Source organism: Halochromatium glycolicum, assembly GCF_016584085.1.
GTDB classification, from domain to species: Bacteria; Pseudomonadota; Gammaproteobacteria; order Chromatiales; family Chromatiaceae; genus Lamprobacter; species Lamprobacter glycolicus.
In genome coordinates this window covers 1-18,595 of record NZ_NRSJ01000024.1, presented here as the reverse complement: position 1 = coordinate 18,595, position 18,595 = coordinate 1, and the positions used below count along the sequence as shown (strand labels likewise).

At 65.3% G+C, this 18,595-nt stretch carries 12 protein-coding genes; 8 read left to right on the top strand and 4 right to left on the bottom strand.

Annotated features, from left to right (window positions below; all coding sequences use genetic code 11):
- Window positions 1-23 precede the first annotated feature (23 nt).
- Together tssB and tssA are read right to left on the bottom strand one after the other, a co-directional pair.
- The gene (tssB, locus tag CKO40_RS13615) at window positions 24-554 is read right to left on the bottom strand and encodes a type VI secretion system contractile sheath small subunit (protein ID WP_200346775.1); all 531 of its coding nucleotides are present in this window, start codon (window positions 552-554) and stop codon (window positions 24-26) included.
- Window positions 555-594: 40 nt separating this feature from the next.
- A complete protein-coding gene (tssA, locus tag CKO40_RS13610) occupies window positions 595-1,674 on the bottom strand; it encodes a type VI secretion system protein TssA (protein ID WP_200346774.1) in 1,080 nt (359 codons plus the stop codon).
- Window positions 1,675-1,945: 271 nt separating this feature from the next.
- Here tssA and tagH point away from each other — a divergent pair, with 271 nt between their 5' ends.
- The 7 genes from tagH to CKO40_RS13575 all read left to right on the top strand — a co-directional run bounded on the left by tagH (window position 1,946) and on the right by CKO40_RS13575 (window position 15,178).
- On the top strand, window positions 1,946-3,694 hold the full coding sequence (gene tagH, locus CKO40_RS13605; RefSeq protein ID WP_200346773.1) for a type VI secretion system-associated FHA domain protein TagH: 1,749 nt from the start codon (window positions 1,946-1,948) through the stop codon (window positions 3,692-3,694).
- A 65-nt stretch (window positions 3,695-3,759) separates the two neighbouring features.
- Window positions 3,760-5,091, top strand: coding sequence for a type VI secretion system baseplate subunit TssK (gene tssK / locus CKO40_RS13600; RefSeq protein ID WP_200346772.1), 1,332 nt, complete (start codon window positions 3,760-3,762; stop codon window positions 5,089-5,091).
- Window positions 5,092-5,101: 10 nt separating this feature from the next.
- Window positions 5,102-6,478: a type IVB secretion system protein IcmH/DotU gene (gene icmH / locus CKO40_RS13595; RefSeq protein ID WP_200346771.1), complete on the top strand. Its 1,377-nt coding sequence runs from the start codon at window positions 5,102-5,104 to the stop codon at window positions 6,476-6,478.
- 84 nt (window positions 6,479-6,562) lie between these two features.
- Window positions 6,563-10,117 (top strand): type VI secretion system membrane subunit TssM, encoded by a 3,555-nt coding sequence (tssM, locus tag CKO40_RS13590; RefSeq protein ID WP_200346770.1) that lies wholly within the window; start codon window positions 6,563-6,565, stop codon window positions 10,115-10,117.
- Entirely contained in the window at window positions 10,117-10,824 is a 708-nt protein-coding gene (tagF, locus tag CKO40_RS13585) for a type VI secretion system-associated protein TagF (protein WP_200346769.1), read from the top strand. Before tssM ends, tagF begins: the two co-directional genes overlap by 1 nt.
- A 33-nt stretch (window positions 10,825-10,857) precedes the next feature.
- Window positions 10,858-11,634, top strand: coding sequence for a PP2C family protein-serine/threonine phosphatase (locus CKO40_RS13580; RefSeq protein WP_200346768.1), 777 nt, complete (start codon window positions 10,858-10,860; stop codon window positions 11,632-11,634).
- Window positions 11,635-11,728: 94 nt separating this feature from the next.
- Complete coding sequence (locus tag CKO40_RS13575) at window positions 11,729-15,178, top strand: SUMF1/EgtB/PvdO family nonheme iron enzyme (RefSeq protein WP_200346767.1); 3,450 nt, start codon at window positions 11,729-11,731, stop codon at window positions 15,176-15,178.
- Between the two features lie 15 nt (window positions 15,179-15,193).
- Here CKO40_RS13575 and CKO40_RS13570 read toward each other — a convergent pair whose 3' ends face one another.
- Window positions 15,194-15,982, bottom strand: coding sequence for an alpha/beta fold hydrolase (locus tag CKO40_RS13570; RefSeq protein WP_207173642.1), 789 nt, complete (start codon window positions 15,980-15,982; stop codon window positions 15,194-15,196).
- A gap of 201 nt (window positions 15,983-16,183) precedes the next feature.
- Between CKO40_RS13570 and CKO40_RS13565 the strand changes: the two genes are divergently transcribed.
- A complete protein-coding gene (locus tag CKO40_RS13565; protein WP_200346765.1) occupies window positions 16,184-17,158 on the top strand; it encodes a tetratricopeptide repeat protein in 975 nt (324 codons plus the stop codon).
- Between the two features lie 132 nt (window positions 17,159-17,290).
- Here the strand turns inward: CKO40_RS13565 and CKO40_RS13560 are convergent.
- On the bottom strand, window positions 17,291-18,595 hold a 1,305-nt coding region (locus CKO40_RS13560; RefSeq protein ID WP_200346764.1), incomplete at its 5' end, for an autotransporter outer membrane beta-barrel domain-containing protein.

The window sequence follows — 18,595 nt, the reverse complement described above, 5'->3', positions numbered from 1 at the left end:
CAGTGCTCAAGGAACAGGGGATGCTATTCGCTCGCTGCTTGTTCCTCGGCCTCCGAGTCCTTCGGCTTCGGTGCCGAAGCGAGCGCACGCAGCAGCGCCGGGTCGGACAGGAGCTCGCCGATGCGCGCCTCCGCCCCGGTCTTACCGTCCATGTACGTCAGCAGGTTACTGAGCTGCGTGCGGGCATCGAGCAGGGTGCGCAGGGCGTCGACCTTGTTGGCGACGGCGGCCGGAGAGAAATCGTCCATATCCTCAAACGTAATATCGACCGAGAGGTTGCCTTCACCGGAGAGCACGTTTGGGACTGTGAAAGCCGCTCTTGGCTTCATCGCCTTGAGTCGGTCATCAAAATTGTCAACGTCGATCTCGAGGAACTTGCGGTCAGCCACCGGGGGGAGAGGCTCGGCCGGATTGCCGGACAAATCCGACATCACGCCCATCACGAACGGGAGCTGAACCTTTTTCTCCGAACCGTAGATCTCGACGTCATATTCGATCTGTACACGGGGGGCACGGTTTCTCGCGATAAACTTTTGGCTGCTTGCTTTCGCCATAGTCAGCTACCTACTCGATGTTTAAGCAACGGGCAGTCTGTCAATACCGCCCATCGTTCGGATCGGGGGGTTTGGCTCCCGTCACCGTTTCCGCCTGAGCCAGCGCATCAGGTGCAATATCGCTCAGAATCTCCATAAAGTCTTGTGAAACGAGACGCTTGGCGCGTTGCAGCAGAAGCGGTACCGGGCTCGACGGCTCGCTGCGCTGGTAATACCGGATGATCTTGTCAAGCGCAGCGGTCACGTCGGCCGGAGAAGTAATGTCGCCGCTGAGTCTTTTCGCTGGAGCACCCCGCTGAGCGGATGTGCCCTCGGACGCCGCATCGGCGAGGGCATTGTCGCCCGTATCGCGGCCGGTATCACCGTCGCTATCGCCCTCGTTTAGCTGGGCACCAAGAAACTGTGCGATCTCAGTCAGTGTCTCGGTCAAGGCCGAGAGGCCAACGGCGTGGGCAACCCCGACCTTCTCCGTTAGGGCCTGCTCGATCGCCTTGGTATCCTGCAGCGCGGTATCGACCAACGTCGACATTGAGCGCAATCGGTCGGGGTCGGTATCGCCTGCGGCCGCCTCGATCGAGTCCAGCTTGAGAGCGTCCTCATCGTCCTCCGTCGGCGCAAGATCGCCGCGCGCGATACGCAGATCGCGCAGCGCGATGCCGCCGATGCCGGGAACCTGCAGCATCGGCGCGGTCTCGACGGCCCGAATCATCCGGGATTCATCACAGAGCGAGGCAATGATGTTGACCCGCGCAGTCGGGTCGTAATCGTCGTCCGGGTCGAGCTGCGGATGGAGGCTGTCCCAGAAGTCATCCAATGCGCCGCGCAGGAGCGCGAGTCCCTGCTGTAGCCCTTCGAGCCCCTGCTCGTGGGTCAGGGCCTGCGTCAAATAGACCAGTACGCGCAGATCCTTCGACCGCTGCAGCAGCTCGAGGGCGAGCTTCATCGCCGCCTGCCAGTCGGCCTCGGTCCCGGCCACGATGGTCTCGCCGAATTGCTGTTCCGGCTCGCTACGCATCGCGTCCTCGAGCGCAACGAACTGAGGATCGTACTCGAGATCCTCGCCAGCCGGCGCAGCGGCTGAAATCGGGGCTAGAAGCTCTGAGTAGTTAAGGTCGGCCATGAGCTTCCCGGGTAATGTTGACCGTAGCGCGCCGCGAACGGGTCCCCGTCCGTGGGCGACTAGATGGATCACCTAAATCTTATCGAAGTCTCCTAAAAGCGCAAGCAATCATACAAACACAGTTGTCGCGACGCGAGTGCGGATGCAGAGCGGCCCCTTTTCCTTCTATACTCGACCGCCGGTTAAGAGGAGCGGTGGCGTGCGAGTTTCGGGCGTCGCCAAACACCGTTTGTAGCAGACTCAAGTATCCTGCGAGCCAGCGCGCATTGCGATGCAATTGAAGTTGAGTGTTTCCAGTGTCCAGGGCCCAAGCCTCGGGCCAGATGCGCAGGCACGATTTCGTCTCCGGGGCGGGACCATCGGGCGTGCGCGCGACAATGATTGGGTGCTGCCTGATCCGGAGCGGATCGTCTCCGGGCACCATGCCCGCATCCTTTACGAGCAAGGGGGTTATTATCTGGAGGACACCAGCTCGAATGGGACCTTTCTCAATGGCCAGGCGACGCCGCTTCCCCAGGGGCAGCTGACCGAGCTCCAGCATGGCGATCTGATCGCGATTGGCGACTACGAGATCCGCGTCGAGCTCGAGGACGATGCGGGTGCGAGCGCGGCCGAGGCATGGTCGAGCAGCGACTCCTCGTCCCAGCCGACCTCCGCTCTGGCGCCGCAATCCCCGCCGGCCTTCATCGGGAAGCCGTATGCGCCACCGTCGCAGGGGCCAGCGGCGACCCCAAGCGATGGCGACCGGGCGCCTGGCCAGCGATCAGCGAGCGCGCCTGACGACCCCGATCCCTGGGCCGCCCAACGCTATCCCTGCTCGACAACGCAAGCGCCGTCAGGCGACGGCTGGGCAGGGGTGCAACCGGACCACCTCGCGCCGGACGCGGCCCACTTTCGGCCCCCCAGCGCAACACCCGAGCGGATACCCGAAGAGGGTGAAAGCGCTGCACCGGACGAGATCCTCCCCGATGACTGGTGGAAGATCGACGATGAGCCGACCGATGCGCCTTCGGCGACGCCGCCGCCCGGCGTTCCCGGCACGCCGCCCGCTCAGCCGGATATCCCCGAGCCGCTTGAGCCGTTCTCTGATCCCGCCCGGGTCCAGCCGCCGTCGCAGCCAGCGGTCCAGGCAGCGCTCCAGCCAGCGGCCGAGCCGGCTGCGCCGGAGCCACCTCCGGCACCTCCAGCACGGCCGGAGCCACCGCCGGCGCAAGCCGCGCCAACCCAAGCGCCACCCTGGCCCGCGGCACCGTCGTCTTCCGGACCCGCGCCCGCGCCCGTTTCCGAGCCGGCGCCTGATTCGGCCCCTAATTCGGCTTCTGAATCGGACCCTGAACTGGCGTCCCAGCCAGCCTCGCCGCCTGCCCAACCGGCACCGCCACCGCAGCAGTCGGCACCCCCTTCGGAGCAGCCAGCGAGCCTGTCCGCGACAGCGCTGGCCGAGGCCTATTTCAGCGGCATGGGGCTCTCGGCGCCAGACCTGAGCGCCGCCGAGACCGAAGCCCTGTTCCGCCAGACAGGACGTCTGTTGCGCATGCTGACCGATGGGCTCATGGAGGTCCTCAAGACCCGTTCCACGCTCAAGAGCGAGTTCCGTCTATCGCAAACAATCGTGCAGAGTGCCGAGAACAATCCACTGAAATTTTGCGTGAATGCCGATCAGGCCCTCGCGCAGCTCTTTCTTGACAAACGGCCTGGCTTCATGGCGCCCGAGGCCTCCTTCGGTGAGGCGCTCACTGACGTCAAGCAGCACCAGCTCGCTGTCGTCGCCGGCATGCGGGCGGCCTTCGATTGCCTGCTCAGCAAATTCGATCCAGAAACGGTCGAGGCGGCGCAGGCCGCCGCCGGAAAGAAGCGAGGTGGATTGTTTGCTGACAAGTACTGGGACTTCTACCGTGACTACCATGCAGACTTCAAGGCCAATGCCGGGGACGATTTTCGAGGCATCTTCGGTGAAGATTTCGTCCGTGCCTATGAGGCCCAGATTCAGCGCCTGTTATCGGGTGATCATGACGACTGACAACTGGCGCGCCGCGTCTGGCTCATCGCGCCAGCCCGCCGCGCACGGCTAAGAGGAGGAGGGGCATGTCCTGGTACAGCCGCGTCGTCTGGTCGGAAGGGATGTTTCTGCGTCCGCAGCATTTCCAGCAGCAGCAGCGCTACACCGAGCGCTTCGTCGAAGGCCGTTCGAGCGCCCTTGTCCCCTTCGGATGGGGCCTGGAGCGGTTTCGGATCGATATCGACCAGCTCAGCGACGGCAAAGTCGCCATCGCCTCGGCAAAGGGCATCTTGCCCGATGGAACCCCCTTCGACATCCCCGCCCACGACCCACCGCCACCGGCGCTCGAGATTCCAGAGAGCGCGACCAATCAGCTCCTCTACCTCAGCCTGCCGGTGCGCAAGGAAAACGTCACCGAGCTCGCCCATGAAGGCACCCTGACGCCAACGCGCCAGCTGGCCCAAGAGCTGGAGCTGCGCGACATCACGGCCGCGGACAGCCAGCCCGCCGTCGTGCGCATCTCAGGGCTCAATCTGCGCCTGCTCACGAGCGACGACGAGCGCGGCGATTACGCATGCATCGCCTTCGCCCGCATCATCGAGCGCCGCAATAACCGGCAGGTCATCCTCGATGAAGACTTCATCCCGACCGTAACCGGCTGCGCGGCGGCAGCCCGTCTGCAAGGTTTCATCGATGAGCTCGAGCGTCTGCTCCGCCATCGCTGCGAGGCCCTGGCGGGACGGGTCGCCGAGGCCTCGCGCGGCGGCAACGCCGAGATCACGGACTTCATGCTGCTAACGGTCGTCAACCGTTACCTGCCCGTGCTGAGCCATTACCGCTCGCTCGACCCGCTGCATCCGGTCACCCTGTATCGGGAGTTGATCGGGATCGCCGGTGAGCTCGCCACCTTCACGCGCCAGGAAAAGCGTCCGATCGCGTTTCCGGAGTACCAGCACGACAACCTGCAGGCGGCCTTCGAGCCGGTCATGCGCGAGCTGCGCCAGGCACTCAGCATGGTGCTCGACCGCAACGCGATCCCGATCCCGCTGCAACTGCGCAAATTCGGTGTGCGGGTCGCGGCGGTCTTCGATCGCCGCCTCCTCACCGAGGCCACCTTCTGCCTGATCGTGAAGGCCGACATGTCGGTCGAAGAGATCCGCCGTATCTTCCCGGCGCAGGTTAAGATTGGGCCGGTCGAGAAGATTCGAGACCTCGTCAATCTCGCCCTGCCCGGCATCTTGCTCAATCCGCTGCCCGTTGCACCGCGTCAGCTTCCCTTCCGCAGCGGCGCGGTCTACTTCGAGCTCGACCGCAGCAGTGAGTTCTGGAAGCAGCTCCACAACTCCGGAGGCTTTGCCATCCATGTCAGCGGCGAGTTTCCGTCGATCGACATGGAGTTCTGGGCCATCAGAGAGTAGGTAGCGCCTCATGTCCAATCATGATCCCTGGCACGGCGGCAGCCCCGACGACCCCTCGAAGACCGTCGTGCGCCCGCGTCCGGGCTTCCGGCCCGATGCCGGTTCCGCGCCGGCGCCCGGCTTCGAGCATCGCCGCACCATCGCCGCGCCGCACCACGCCCCCGCCGCTGTCGGGCCGGGCGCCGGCGCCTCGGCGCAGATCAACCCCCTGATCGCCGCCGCCTCGCCGCTGCTGTTCCGCGCTGCGGCGATTCGCAACACCGCGACGCAGGACGACATCTACGGACTGCGCAGCGAGTTCGTCTCGGAGCTGACCGCATTCGACCACCGTGCGCGCGCGCTCGGCGAGGACGGCGAGCGGCTCTCCGACGCCCGCTACGCCCTCTGCACCTTTATCGACGAGACCGTCCTCAACACGCCCTGGGGCAGCCAGAGCAGGTGGCAGGAAGACAGCCTGCTGAGTACCTTCTTCAACGAGACCTGGGGCGGCGACCGTTTCTTCGTCATCCTCGACCGGGCCAAGCAGCAGCCGGGACGGAACCTGGCATTGCTCGAGCTGCAGTTCGTCTGCCTGATGCTCGGCTTCGAGGGCAAGTACCACGTCCTGGAGCGCGGCCGTGCGCGGCTCGACGAGGTGATCGACGATCTCTATCAGGTCATCCGCGCACAGCGCGGCGAGATCGACCGCGACCTCTCACCCCACTGGCGCGGGGTCGAGACCAGCGGGCGCGACGTCTCCAGCTATCTGCCGCTCTGGGTCCTTGCGGCGATCGCCGGTGCCCTGCTGGTCAGTCTCTATCTGTCGTTCCGATTCGCGATCAGCGGCGCCGCCTATCCCGTCTTCGAGCGACTCGCCGGGATCGGCCAGGAGCGCATCAGCATCGTTCAGAGCCTGATCCCGGACCAGAGCCCAGACCCGGAGCCGGTGGTGGTAGAGCCCCCGCAGCCCAAGCTGCGCCTCGCCGAGCAGCTCAAACCCGAGATCGACTCGGACCTGCTCAGTGTCGAGCAGGATGGCATGCAGTCGATGATCCGCATCAACTCGGACACCCTGTTCCCCTCTGCGAGCGCAACCGTCGAGCCCCGCTACGTCCCGATCCTGGAGCGCATCGCGAAAGCGATCGATGCCGTCTCCGGCCGCATCCTGATCGTCGGCCACAGCGACAACCTGCCCATCAACACCGCCCAGTTCCCCTCCAACTGGGAGCTGTCGCGCCAACGCGCGGTGAACGTGATGGAACAGCTTGCCCGCCACCTCAGCGACCCCAGCCGGATGACCCCCGAAGGCCGGGCCGACACCGAGCCGGTCGCCCCGAACGACACCAAAGCGAACCGCGCACGCAATCGACGGGTCGAGATCTACGTGTATGAGCAAGAGCAGCTATAGACCCCGCATGAGCACCACCCGGGCGCGTCACAGCAGTCGCCCGCTGCGGTATCCGCCGCTGCCAACAGCAGTTGGAGAAAGGCCGTGAGCCGCTTCTTTCGCATGCTGTCCAATCCCTGGGTGCTGGCGGCGATCGGCTTTATCGCCCTCGCGCTGGTCATCTGGCTGCTGGGCCCATTCCTCGCTTTCGGCGAATTCCGTTTCCTTGCATCGGTCAGCGCGCGCCTCGTCGCCATCCTCGTGCTGCTGGTCCTGGTGCTCGGCCTGCTGCTGCTGCGCCAGCTGCGCACGCGCCGCGCAGAACGCAAATTGCTCAACGAGATGGGCGGCGAGCCTGCGGACAATCAGCGAGCCGCGTCATCGCACGCCGAGCAGGCCCGGGCCGAGGAGGAGCAGATTCTCAAGGAGCGCTTCGAGGAGGCGATCAAGCTCCTGCGCCAGCCTAAGCAGAAGGGTTCGGGCAAAGTCGCGAATCTCTACGAGCTCCCTTGGTACATCATCATCGGGCCGCCCGGCTGCGGCAAGACCACCGCGCTGGCCAACGCCGGCATCGACTTTCCGCTCGCGGCCGAGCTGGGCCAGCAGACCATCGGCGGGATCGGTGGCACCCGCAACTGCGACTGGTGGATCTCCAATGAAGCGGTCTTGATCGACACCGCCGGCCGCTACACCACTCAGGACAGTGAGCCCGAGACCGACCGCGCCGCCTGGCTGCGCTTCCTCGAGCTGCTCAAGCGCTACCGCCGTCGCCGGCCGATCAATGGCGCCATCATCTCCTTCAGCGTCCCGGACCTGATCACCCTCGATGACGCCGCCATGGCCGCGCATTGCCGCGCCATCCGCAAACGGCTGCAGGAGGTCTCCGAGCGCACCGGCGTCTCCATCCCGATCTACCTGCTGCTGACCAAGGCGGACCTGATCGCCGGGTTCACCCAGTTCTTCGACGACCTCGGCCGCGAAGAGCGCCGTCAGGTCTGGGGGACGACCTTCCCCGTGGAGCTGCAGCCGGCAGAGTATGCGGAGCGTTTCGGCGCCGAGCTCGATCTGCTCATCCAGCGACTGAATGACCGCCTGAACCTCCGCCTGATCTCCGAGCGCGACCACCAGCGTCGCGCGCTGATCCTCGCCTTTCCCCAGCAGGTGGCCGCGCTCAAGCAGCCGCTGCAGCGTTTCATCACCGATGTGTTCCACGGATCGCGCTTCGAGCGTCCGGTCATGCTGCGCGGCGTCTACCTCTCGAGCGGCACCCAGGAGGGCACGCCCATCGACCGCATCATGGGCTCGATGGCGGCGGCGATCGGGCTCGAGCGCAGCGCCGGCGGCGCCGGTCAAGGCAGAAGCTACTTCATCACCGACCTCCTGCGCAAAGTGATCTTCCGCGAGAGCCAGCTCGCCGGCTCCGATCGCCGAGCCGAGCGTCTCCGCGCCTGGCTGCAGCGCGGTGCCTATGCCGCGGTCGTGCTGATCACGGTGGCGGCCGGCTCACTCTGGGCCATGAGCTTCGCGGCCAACAAGGCCTTTACCGCCGACCTCGAGGCACGCCTGGAGCAATTCCAGGCGCTCAACGCCGAGCCCCCGGAATCGGCGATGGCTTATGACCAAATCGTCCCGCGCCTGAATGCGATCCGGGCGCTGTTGGAGCACGTCGAGGAGACCACCGACAGGCCGCCGTTCACGATGCGCCTCGGTCTCTACCAGGGCGCGGGCGTGGCCGCGGCAACACGCGATGCCTATGCTCGGGCGTTGAACGCGCTGCTCGTGCCGGGCCTCGCCTCGCAGCTCGAAGCAGCGCTCGCAAGCTCCCTCGATGATCCCTCATTGAGCTTCGAGCTGCTCAAGCTCTACCTGATGCTGGTGACGCCTCAGCGCCTGGATGAATCCTTGCTCAAGGCTTGGGCGGCGGCTGACTGGGAAACGCGCTACCCGAACGAGTCACGACTCAGGGCGAGGCTGAATGCCCATCTCGATGTCCTGCTCGAGCAGGGCGTCAACCCGATCGACCCGAACCGCAAGCTCGTCAAGCAGGTCAGGGAGAGGCTCGCGCAGCAGCCGCTTGCAGAACTCGTCTACGGGCGCCTGAAGTTTGCGCCTTCGATACGAGACGCGAGTCCGCTCGGCCTTCAGGAGATTGCCGGGCGCAACGCCGATGCGGTCTTCAGCGTGGGGAGTGCCGATCCTGCCGTCTTGCAGATCCCGGCATTGTTCACCTATCGAGGTTTCTATCAGCTCTTCCAGCCGCAAAGTTTGCTCATCATCCGGCGGCTCAAGGACGAATCCTGGGTCTACGGGGCCGATGAGTCCCCGATCATCGCCGGCCAGCTCGAGGAGCTCGAGGAGTCGGTCCTCGACCTCTATATCGATGAATACATTCGCCGCTGGGACAACCTCCTCGGTCAGCTCAATATCCGCGCATTTCCGGACTTGAAGCAGGCGGTTGCGGTGACCGGACGCCTGATTCGGCCCGATTCACCGCTGAAAAAGGTGCTGGATACGCTCCATGCCAATACCGAGCTGACACGGCTCCCAAAGGGCTCGGAGCCGGCGGCCGAGCTCGCGCTCGAGACCCTGCGCCGACAAAACTACTACCTCTCGCGCCTCGTCGGCGAGGCCACGCGAGGCGGCTTGAGCGATACCGCTGACTTCCCGCCCAAGCGGGTCGAGCATCATTTCGCTCAGCTGACCGAGCTGGTCTCTGGTAAAGGCTCCGCGGTGATCACGTTAGCGGATCTCCAACGCCGCCTGACCGATCTCTACAGCCAGCTTTCCTCAATCGAGCCGGAAAGTGGCATCTCCGAAAACCCGTTCAGCGCGCTCGGCCTCGGCGGGCAGCGGGACATCTTCCATGAGCTCCGAACCGATGCGGCACGCCTGCCCGATCCGGCTCGCCGCTGGATCAGGCAAGTGGTCTCGGGCGCGCAAGCAGTTGCGTTGGGCGATGCCGGACAGCGCATCAACCAGATCTACCGCTCTTCAGTGGCCCCCGTCTGCAACGAGCTTGTCACTAATCGCTATCCATTCAACCGCCGCGCATCGCGTGAGATCAGCGTCTATGATTTCGGCAAGCTGTTCGCCGAAGACGGCATTCTGGACCGCTTCTTCTCCGAGAACCTCGCCGCCTTCGTCGACACCAACGCCGAGACCTGGCGCTGGCGCCAAACCGCAAAAAAAAACTTTGGCGTATCGGATGCCTCACTTGCCGAGTTCCAGCGAGCCAGTGTGATCCGGCAGGCCTTCTTTCCCGAAGGCGGGAAGCTGCCGACCGTCCGGTTTTCGCTGATACCGCGTCATCTCGATCCCCTGATCGAGTCGTTCAGTCTCCGCTTCGGGGGGCAGACATTTACCTTTGACCCGCTCAAGCCGGCACCGATTGATGGTGTGTGGCCCGGTGCGACCATCTCCAATCAGGTTACTCTGACAGTGGTGGACTTCGAAGGCCAGCAGTTCGAGCAGCGCCGCAGCGGCCAATGGGCGTTCTTCCGCCTGGTCAGTCCGGGCCGGCTTGGCGCCAACGTCCGAAGGTTTCGCACAGCCTTCAATGTCAACGGATTCCGACAAACATTCGATATCCAGGCATTCAGCTCGCTGAACCCGTTTGGACTGGCGGCAACCACCCGGTTTCAATGTCCGGAGCAGCTGTAATGGACCCCGCGTCCCCAGGTTACGGCTTTTATGGCAAGCTCATCACCGCCGGCGATTTTATCCGCCGCGGATTCCCGAGGGATCTGTACGAGCACTGGGACCCATGGCTGCAGCGGGGCTTGGTGGTCAGTCGTGAGCAGCTGGGTGAGACCTGGCTCAGCGCGTACCTAAGCGCCCCCATCTGGCGCTTCGCACTCGCGGCGGGGGTGGCTGGCGACCGCGCCTGGGTTGGCGCCATGATGCCGAGCGTGGACCGCGTAGGCCGGTACTTTCCGTTGACGGTGGTCGCCGAGGCCCCGCCTGGCGCCAGTGTCTTCAGCGCCGCGCGAGCGGCTGAACCCTGGCTGCAGGAAGTCGAGCAGACGCTGCTCGAGACCCTGGAAGGCGAGGGCATCGACGCCGACAGCCTACTCGAGCGTCTCGCCGTTCCGGCCAGTCTATCGGCAAGCCCGGCACCGGAGACGAGCGCTGCCGAAGAGCCGCCCCCGCACCTCGCCATCCAGACCTCGGCGCGGCCGGATAGCGACCTGATCGCGCGCACGATGGCGGCCCTGCTCGCCCGGCGCCAGCTCGGCGCGCAGGTGTCGCTCTGGTGGAGCGCCGGCTCAGATCGGGTCGCCGCAGGGGCCCGCCTCTATCAAGGGCTCCCGGCCGAGAGCGACTTCTGGCGCCTGCTCGCCGATGACGGCCCAGCGATCCAGCCATAGCGCAGCTGCTTGCGTGACCAATCGGGGCCAGCGATGACAGAATCCAGCGCTTTCGTCTTCCACTCAGCAGGTACAACACACCCCGGCCGAGTCCGCGCGGTCAATCAAGACGCCTTCGTTGATCGGCCGCGCCAGGGCGTTTGGGCTGTGGCCGATGGGGTCGGCGGTCATCAGCAGGGCGGGGCCGCGAGCCAAACCCTGGTATCCGCGATCGCCGAGATCGCCATTGCGCCAACCCATGAGCCGCTGGTGGAAGCCGTGCGTCAGCGCATCATCGCCGTCAATCAGGAGCTGGTGGATCGTGCCCAAGCCCTCGGCGGCGATACGCTCATCGCGAGCACCATCGCGCTGATGGTCGCCGAAGGCAGCCGCTGCATCTGCCTGTGGGCCGGTGACAGCCGCATCTATGGCTTCCGGGGCGGGCGTCTAACCCGTCTAACGCGTGATCATAGCCAGGTTGAGCAATTGGTCGAACAAGGCGTCATCAGTGCCCAAGAGGCAATGCACCATCCCGAGGCAAACGTAATCCTGCGCGCAGTCGGGCAGACGCGTACCCTGGAGCTTGATGCCGTCGTCTACGATCTTTACGATTGCGACAAGTTTCTGCTCTGCACTGATGGCATCACCAAAGAGCTCGAAGAGCATGAAATCGCCGCTATCTTGGCGACCGGCGATTGCCGTGAAAACTGCGAGCAACTGCTCCAGCTCGCCTTGAGCCGAGCCTGCGGCGACAACATCGCCCTCGTCGTCGTCGACGCGCGGCGCGTCGTCGACGAGACGACGGCGCCACGCTGGATGCGCGTCGACTAGCGACCGCGATCCCATTCAAGCCAATCATACCGATGAAGGACGCCGCCATCGCCTGGGCAATCCCACCAGGTGCTGAAACCGTCGTGGCTCGATAATGGAAATCCCCGGCTACACGATCATTCGCGAGCTCGGCCGTGGCGGCATGGCCACGGTCTATCTCGCGAAGCAGGACCGTCTGGGGCGCAAGGTCGCCCTCAAGGTCATGCAGCCGCTGCCGAACAGCAGCGATGATTTCACCGCCCGATTCATCAAAGAAGGGCGGATCATCGCGCAGCTGCAGCACCCGAAGATCGTCACCATCTACGATTTCGACATCGTCGAGGGGTATCACTACTTCTCGATGGAGTACCTGCCGAACGGCACGCTTTCTGACGCCATCCTCAAGGGCATGTCCGTCGAACGTGCCCTCGAGATCACGCGCGGCATCGCTGAAGCCCTAGCCATTGCGCATGATCACGGCGTCATCCACCGCGACATCAAGCCTCAGAACGTCCTGTTCCGTGCCGACGGCACACCGGTGCTGACCGACTTCGGGATTGCCCGCGCCGCGGGAGCCGGTGGCGACGCCACCCAGGTGACCAACTTCGGGATGATCATCGGCAGCCCGCGCTATATGAGCCCGGAGCAAAGCCAGAGTAAGCCGGTCGACGCCCGCTCCGATCTCTACAGCCTTGGTGTCGCCTTCTACGAAATGCTCACCAAAGAGCTGCCCTACCAGGCCGACGATGTCATCAGCCTGGCGATGAAGCATTGCACGGCCCCCCTTCCGGTGCTTCACGGATCGCTCCATCGTTATCAGCCAATCCTCGAAAGGCTCCTCGCCAAGCGCCCAGAAGAGCGTTTCGGCAGCGCGCAAGAGCTCATCACTGCCCTGGATCACATCGGCTCGGGCGGCGCCATCGACACCGGCTCGCGTGATGATGCAACCCGCCTGGTCAACAACCGCAAACAGCCCGCGCAGCCGGCCGGCTCTCGCGCGGATGAGCCCTCCGCCAAGCGCCCCGAACGGCGCCGCTCGCCACTGCCGATCCTGGCGATCGCCGCGGTTGCGCTCGGGCTGGCTGCCGCGGCCGGTTGGTATCTCCTCGGCACGCAAGACGCCGACAGGCCCCTTGCGCTGGACCTCCCGCCAGTGAGCGGCACGCGCGCCGAGGCCGCAGAGAACTACGAGCGGCTCGCCTCCGAGCACTTGCTTGAAGGCCAGTTTCGCGAAAGCCTCCAGGTGCTCCAGTTGGCCCTCACCCAATTCCCAGACGATGCCAGGCTCCAGGCGCTGAAAACGCGCAGCCAAGCCGAGCTCGAGGCCCGGCGTCACCAGCGCGAAGCCCAGCGCGCGCTCGAGGCCGGGGCGCTCGATGAAGCCGAGCAGCAGATTGCCGCTGGCCTCGAGCAGGTGCCCGATCAGCCGCGCCTGATCGCGCTGCGCGACCAGCTCGAGCAGCGTCGCCAAGCGCAGAGGACCGAACGCGCCAAGACGCTAACGCAACAGGCCGAGCAGGCATTGACCCAGGGCAACCTGAGCGAGGCGATGCGCCTCATCCAAGACGCGCTCGAGTTGCGTCCAGACGACCCCGACGTCCAGGCGCTGGCAGGGCGCATCGAGGCCGCGCTGGCCAAGGAGAAGACGCTTGTTGAGCTCGTCGACCAGGCCAAGGGACTGCTCGCGGATGATCTGCCGCTGCGCGCGCTCGCGCTCATCGACGAGGGGCTCGCCAAGGCCCCAGGGCATGCCGAACTCAGCGATCTCAAAGACACCGTCACGGAGCAGTTGTTGCGCGAGGCCCGCGCGTTAGCCGAAGCCGCCGAGGCCGCTGCGCGCGACGGGCGTTATCAAGACGCCCTGGCCAAGATCGAAGAGGCGTTGGAGCTCGCCCCGGAGAATCCCGAGATCCGCGCCGCCGAGCAGCGGATGCTTGAGGCGCAGCGCCAGGCGACCGTCAACGAGCTCTTCGAGCAAGCGCGGCAGGCGCTGGCCGAGCGCCGCCTGCAGGAAGCCCTGGAGCTGGCCGACCGCGGGCTCGGGCTACAACCGGACAACCTCGGGCTGTTCACCTTCCGCGAGATCATTCAAGCCGAGGTGGCCTCTCAGGCGCGCATCCAGCAAGCCGTCGAGCAGATTCGCGCGTTGCTTGCCGCCGGCGAGGTCGAGCAGGGGCTCGAGAGGGTCGAGCAGGCCCTCGAGCGCGATCCTGAGAGCTCGCGCCTCTCGGCCCTCAGGGGCGAGCTCATTGCCGCCCAAAAACAGGTCAAGTCCGAGCAGGTCCAAGAGCTGCTACGCCAGGCCTCAGCCCTTTACCGGGACGACAATCTCGACGCGGCCCTTGCACTCACCGAGCAAGGGCTCGCCCTTGCGCCCGAGCATGGCAGCCTGCAAACCCTGCGCGGCTTGATCAGCGAGGAACGGCAGGCTCGGGCCGCGCGCGAGCAGCAGCTGCGTGACTGCGCGGCAATGGTTGCCGAGCCCGTCGAGGCCAGCACCGACGTTGAGGCACTGAGCCGCGCAGGGCGCTGCTATCAACAACTCCTCGCCGCCGACGCCTCGAATGCGCGCGCACAGAACCGGCTGGACAGCATCCGCACCCGGTTGACGGAGCGTTTCGAGCAGCGCCTGCAGCAGGGCGACAGCGAAACCGCGGCCCGCGCCCTCACGGCACTCGAAGCCCTCAAGCTCCCGGCCTCCGAGCTTGTCGCCATGCGGGCCGCGCTGACGCAGCAGCTTCTGCTGATCCCGAGAACCGCCGCCATCGCCGCCGGATGTTTCCAGATCGGCAGCATCGACGGCGAGGCGGACGAGGGGCCAGCCCGCATCTGCGTCGAGCCCTTTGAGCTTGCGGTCAGAGAAACCTCAACCGCGGCCTTCGAGCGTTTCGTTGCAGCAACCGGCTACCGCACCGATGCCGAGCGCGGCACCGGCGGGGTCAAGGGTTGCTACACGCTCGACCTCGAGAGCTCGGGAGAGACCTGGGCTTATCACCCTTGGGCAACTTGGCGCAAGCCCAACAAATACCAAGCGCCTCGCGGCGACAAGCCCGTCAGCTGCGTCAGTCGCAACGACGCCCTGGCCTATATCCAGTGGCTCAGCGAACGCACCGGCCAACGTTATCGTTTACCCACCGAAGCGGAATGGGAATATGCCGCGCGCGCCGGCACGAGCAGCGCCCGTTTCTGGGGCGATGCCGCCGATGCCACCGCCTGCGACTATGCCAATGTCGCCGATACCGGGCACGATTGGAGCGGTGGCTTCCCGTGCGATGATGGCTACGAATGGGCCGCGCCGATCGGCGCCTATCGCCCGAATCCCTGGGGGCTGCACGACATCCTCGGCAACCTGTCGGAATGGACCTGTTCCGCCTATGCCCCCGAATACACCGGTGCCGAAGCCGTCTGCGCACCGGCGTCATCGACTGATCCCATCAGTCTGCGCGGCGGTGCCTGGAACAGTGGCCCGAAGGTCCTGCGCTCGACCCATCGCAACCGTAACTATCCGGAGTCCCGCTACAGCTTTGTGGGCTTCCGCGTTCTCAAAGAGCCGCCGGGCGACTGAAGGGGTCGCAGGCATTCAAGAGGGGTCGAGGGCATTCAACAGCGCGGGCCAGTGCTCGAGCCAGCCCTCCGCATGGCCGGCCTCCACGAGCTGGCGTCGAAAGGCCGGGCCAAAGCGCGCCTGCATTGCCGCGGTCAATGCGGCCGGGGTATTGCGATCCTGGCGCCCGAACAGATGCAGCTGCTGCACACCAGAGCGCATCGGCGCTCCCGTGGCCGGGTCCAATGAGCCTATCAGCGGGGAGTAGCGATGCCGCAGCGACCAGGCCTGCAGGTCCAGGTTCGCGGCAAGCGTGACCAGCTGATCCACCTCGGGGACCCGTTGTGCCAGATGCCAGCCAATGACCCCACCGCCGCTATAGCCGATGACCGTGACCTGCGCGATCGATTCCGTTGCGATCAGCCTCTCAAGCGCAGCCGCCATCGCGGCAATCACCGGCTCCGAATAGCGCCCGGCCGTCCAAAGCCAAGGGCTGCAACCCGCAGCGTCCTGCTCGCCGTGATAACAGGGGCGTCCCAGGTACAGCGCCGGCGCCGGCCCTTGTGCGAGCAGCTCCAGCACCAGCGGATTGTGCGGGGTAGGGTCGGCAGCCACCTTGGTCCGTGTCAGCCAGGGCAGGCCATCACCGTCCAGATAGAGATAAAGCCGCACGCCAGGGCTGATCGTCCGGTTGCGGAAAAGCCTCAGGCGGTAGCCCCCGGCATCGATCCAGCCTGGCGCCAGCCCAAGCGCCTGCGCACGCGCCTCGAAGCGACCCTCCGAGCGACCTTCGAAGCGATCCGGCACCGCGGCGCAGCCGGCCAATACCAGGCCAATGACCAGCGCAGGCGCGCGCTTCAGCAGCCGTCCCCAGGCACAATCAACATTTCCCCCGTGACAACGCCTCATTATCCTAGTGCCCGGCACCAGTTCACTCAAACGGTTGCGTCGACGGGGAAGCGGTCCACTGCCGTTTCTCGGATTATACTCTGGGCCATATTGAACCCTTTTCGGAGATGAACAGTCATGCGATCCAAACAGCACCCAATCGGCTTGCCGGTTGCCCTCAGCTCACTCTTATTGACGGGTCTCGTCGGCTGCGTCTCCAATCCGGCGCCCTCCAGCGCATTGCCGGCTATGGCGAGCAACAGCGCCAACGCCAGCCTCGACGACCTCATGCTTGTCGACTGCCTGCTTCCCAGCCAGGTCCGCCAGCTCGGCACCAAGATGACCTACCTGGCCCCGCGCCGCTACATCAAGACCACCAAGTCGGATTGCGGCATCCGCGGCGGTGAATTCATCCTCTACGACCGCTCTGACTACCGCAGCGCACTGCAAGCGTTGCTCCCCGAAGCGCGTGCCGGCGATCCGGTTGCGCAGACCTATGTCGGAGAGATCTACGAGAAAGGGCTGGGTCTGCCGGAACCGGACTATGCGGCCGCGGCCAGCTGGTACCGTAAGGCTGCCCAAAGCGGTCATCGGCCTGCTCAGGCCAGCCTCGGGTCGCTCTATGAGCGTGGCCTCGGCTTGGATCAGGACCAAGCGACCGCGCTGAACTGGTATCGGAAGGCCACCGGCATTGCTGATGACAACCTGATGTTCGAATCCCAGCTCAACGCCGAGCGCGCGGCGTTCCGCCGCGAGCTGGCACTCCGCAACCAGGTCGCCGCCTCGCTGCGCGCCCAGCTCGAAGATGCGCAGGCCAGTGCGGCGCCTGCCGCTGCGTCCGCACCCTCGACAGCGGCAGCTGCCGCCGACCGCGAGGAGCTCGAGCGCTTGGCCACCAGTCTCCGCCGCGAAGCCGCGAGCGAGGCCGAGCAAATCGAAAAGCAGATCCGCGCCGTAGAGCGGGTTCGCGAGGCTGAAGCGCGCGGGGAGGGGAGTGACGGACCGAGGACCAACAAGAAATCGGCCCAAATGGGCAAACTCGAGCTCACGCTCCGAGAGCAAAAACGGTCCCTGGAAAGCACCGAAAGCCGTCTCTCGATGCTCGCCCCCTAACGGTCTCATGGTGGCCCGCCACCCCGGCGAATGAGACGACCACAGCGGTTGTTTTACGGTCTATCGCCAGGCGCCTGAGCCTGGCGACGACGCATGCGGCGACGAGCCCTTGGACTCGCCGCCGGCGCACCCTCAGAAGGCGAGCCGGACACCGGCCCCGACCGAGTCCACGTCCAGATCCCGGTAGCCGAAGATCTTGCTGTAGTAGACATAGGCGCTCGTTCCGCCGGGCAGTTGCGCGCTGAGGGCGAGCTGGCCATTGAAATAGTCAGTATCGGGCCGATCGCCCTCGATGCCAAAGCGATTGCGATTCGGGTCCGCGACAAAGCTGCCATTGATCGACAGCGCATCATCCCGGAACTCATGCACCCAGTTCAGATTGAGCTGCGGCGAGAGGACCCCCCACTCCATGCTCATCGCCCGGCCCACCTGAAAGCCCAGCGACGAGGTGAACGACTCCTGATCGAGATCGTCCAGCCGTGTCGCCCAGCCGCCGCCGGGCGCTGACGGATTCGACATCTTCTCGGTGTAGCCATCGACCGACGCACTGATGTACTCCAGGCGCGCCGTCGGACCATAGCTCCAAGGCCCGTTGGAAAGCTGATAACCGCCGCCGACCGCCGCCGACCACTGCGAGCCGTCGTAGTCTGCAGACGCGGTCTGCCGGACTGGCGTGCCACCAAGGGTGTAGTGGATGTTGCGCTTCTGATCGTAATCGTTGCTGCTGTAGGTCAGCATCCCATCCAGATAGAGATGCTCGTCGGGGAAATAGGTCGCATAGAGGCTGGTACTGAAGGTATCGGTGTCCAGGCGGCCGCCATTGTTATCGATGTCGGTATCATTCTCGCTGTAGCCGAGTGCCAGCCCGACCGCAGCGCCGTCCATCACGCGGTAGTCAACGCCCGCCGTAAAGCCCCAGCTGTCAAAATCGAAGCCATCCTCGTTTGCGGAGGGATCGCGGTCGCCCCGATTGTAGGTGCCGTTGAAGAACACACCGAGGCGCTCATCGCCGAGAATCACCGGTCCGCCATCGTCCGCGCTCGCGGCGCCGCCGCTGTAGCCAAGGGGCTGCTCAGACAAGCTCGCGCTCGTCAGCCCGCCAACGGACAGGCCCACGGCACCGCTGCGCAGCGCCGATAGGCGCGACCCAAGGTTCTGCATCTGCGTGCTGAGGCTGGAGCGGGAGGAGGACAGCGGCACGGTCGCCTGATTGGCTGTCACGGCATCCAGCGCCGTGGCGGTCTCCCGCTGCAAAGTCGCATCGCCCGAACCGGCTGCCTGTAATAAGTTGGTGCAGTCTTCGCTGAACTGAGTGCCCGAGCCCACCACTTGCGGACAGGCCGTGCCGACGACATCAGCGGTCGATTGAGTGTTCGGTGTCGGGGCGATGCGCCTGAGCTCCTCGGTCGGCGAGGGGGTTTCCGGCGCTGGGGGGTC

What these genes read in the sequence shown, in the direction of transcription:
- tssB (WP_200346775.1), bottom strand. Translation starts at nt 554, where the DNA reads ATGGCGAAAGCAAGCAGCCAAAAGTTTATCGCGAGAAACCGTGCCCCC.
- tssK (WP_200346772.1), top strand. Translation starts at nt 3,760, where the DNA reads ATGTCCTGGTACAGCCGCGTCGTCTGGTCGGAAGGGATGTTTCTGCGT.
- CKO40_RS13575 (WP_200346767.1), top strand. Translation starts at nt 11,729, where the DNA reads ATGGAAATCCCCGGCTACACGATCATTCGCGAGCTCGGCCGTGGCGGC.
- tagF (WP_200346769.1), top strand. Translation starts at nt 10,117, where the DNA reads ATGGACCCCGCGTCCCCAGGTTACGGCTTTTATGGCAAGCTCATCACC.
- tssA (WP_200346774.1), bottom strand. Translation starts at nt 1,674, where the DNA reads ATGGCCGACCTTAACTACTCAGAGCTTCTAGCCCCGATTTCAGCCGCT.
- tagH (WP_200346773.1), top strand. Translation starts at nt 1,946, where the DNA reads ATGCAATTGAAGTTGAGTGTTTCCAGTGTCCAGGGCCCAAGCCTCGGG.
- CKO40_RS13565 (WP_200346765.1), top strand. Translation starts at nt 16,184, where the DNA reads ATGCGATCCAAACAGCACCCAATCGGCTTGCCGGTTGCCCTCAGCTCA.
- CKO40_RS13580 (WP_200346768.1), top strand. Translation starts at nt 10,858, where the DNA reads ATGACAGAATCCAGCGCTTTCGTCTTCCACTCAGCAGGTACAACACAC.
- icmH (WP_200346771.1), top strand. Translation starts at nt 5,102, where the DNA reads ATGTCCAATCATGATCCCTGGCACGGCGGCAGCCCCGACGACCCCTCG.